This is a genomic window from Streptomyces murinus, from assembly GCF_002154555.1.
Lineage (GTDB): Bacteria > Actinomycetota > Actinomycetes > Streptomycetales > Streptomycetaceae > Streptomyces > Streptomyces murinus.
Window position 1 is genome coordinate 1 of the sequence record NZ_MUNF01000795.1, and the last position, 1,394, is coordinate 1,394.

2 protein-coding genes and 1 pseudogene are annotated in these 1,394 nt (G+C 70.0%); 1 reads left to right on the forward strand and 2 read right to left on the reverse strand.

Features of this window, described 5'->3' with window-relative positions:
* The first annotated feature begins 54 nt into the window (after nt 1–54).
* The gene (locus CCN72_RS35130) at nt 55–696 is read left to right on the forward strand and encodes a fasciclin domain-containing protein (RefSeq protein ID WP_086812416.1); all 642 of its coding nucleotides are present in this window, start codon (nt 55–57) and stop codon (nt 694–696) included.
* 4 nt (nt 697–700) lie between these two features.
* Here the strand turns inward: CCN72_RS35130 and CCN72_RS35135 are convergent, their stop codons facing one another.
* Together CCN72_RS35135 and CCN72_RS40110 are read right to left on the reverse strand one after the other, a co-directional pair.
* Nucleotides 701–1,000, reverse strand: coding sequence for a hypothetical protein (locus tag CCN72_RS35135; protein WP_086812418.1), 300 nt, complete (start codon nt 998–1,000; stop codon nt 701–703).
* Nucleotides 997–1,394: pseudogene (locus CCN72_RS40110) on the reverse strand (hypothetical protein); the annotation flags it as partial. The gene CCN72_RS35135 and the pseudogene CCN72_RS40110, both read right to left, overlap by 4 nt.

The following is a 1,394-nucleotide window of genomic DNA, read 5'->3' on the forward strand; positions in this document are numbered from 1 at the left end:
TCCCGGAACACCCCGACCACAGCAGAGTGCTGCACCTTTCAACAGGAGAAGATGATGAACACCCGTATCCGCCGTACCACCGCTCTGATCGCCGCTGCCGCCGCGCTGCCCCTGATCCTGACCGCCTGTTCCGGCAGCGGCAGCGACTCGGGCAGGTCCGACTCCTCCGACAAGGCGTCGGCGTCAGCCACCACGGGCGAGGGCGGGTCGATCAGCATGGACCAGCCGTTCGGCCCGGCCTGTTCGACCGTGCCGAAGAACGGTGCCGGCTCCTTCGACGGCATGGCCAAGGACCCGGTGGCCACCGCCGCCTCCAACAACCCGGCCCTGTCCACCCTCGTGACGGCGGTGCAGAAGGCCGGTCTGGTCGACACCCTCAACAACGCCAGGAACATCACCGTGTTCGCGCCCACCAACGACGCCTTCGCCAAGATCCCGAAGGCCACCCTGGACAAGGTCCTCAACGACAAGGCGCAACTGACGAAGATCCTCACCTACCACGTCGTCGGCCGGAAGCTCACGCCGAAGAACCTGGAGAACGGCTCCTTCGACACACTGGAGAAGTCGAAGGTGACGACCACCGGCTCGGGCGAGTCCTACACCGTCGACGACTCCGCCAAGGTCGTCTGCGGCAACGTCAGGACCGCCAACGCCAACGTCTACATCATCGACACCGTGCTCATGCCCAAGAGCTGACCGCTCACCGGACCGGGGACGCGCGCCCCGCCCGGACGCCTTGACGGGAGGTGATCCCGGCAGCGCGCGTCCCCCTGACGGGGCATCCGCGACCGCCCGACCGGCAGGGCGCGCGGGTGCCCCTTCTTCGGGAGCGGGCGGGCTGCTCGCCCGGCCGCGGACCGATGTTGGCGACGGCGCGGGACAGCGCGTGGTTGTAGACCTGGCTGCGGGTGGCACCGGGGTTGAGGGTGACGGAGTCGTTGCCGGTGGAGACGCCCAGACCGGGAATCTCGACGGTGATGACGTAGTGGTACCGGGTCATGCGGACTTCCTCCTGCGGGTGGTCTTCTGGGTCGGGACGGAAGTGCCGGCGGGCTTGTCCGCCTGCACGGTCGAGGCGTCGACGACGGTGGGGGCAGCCGCGGGGATGACGTCGCGGCGGAGGTGCGAGGTCGAGGCGACGAAGGCGGGGAGCTGGTCCTCGTCCAGGTCCCCGATGCGGACGCGGTCGTATCGGCCACCCAGGCCGGGGACGCCCGCGCGTGGTGTACCTGCGGATGCCGGCTGAGCCGCCGCGCATTCACTGGTCGGCGCGCGGCCTGTTGGAGCGGGGCGCGCGCCGCTGACGACGCGCTGAAGCGGCACGAAGTACGCGCTCGGTAACCCCGTACGGTTCGTGCTCCGGCACGCCGACGGCGGAGCCGCCCGCCCCCGCC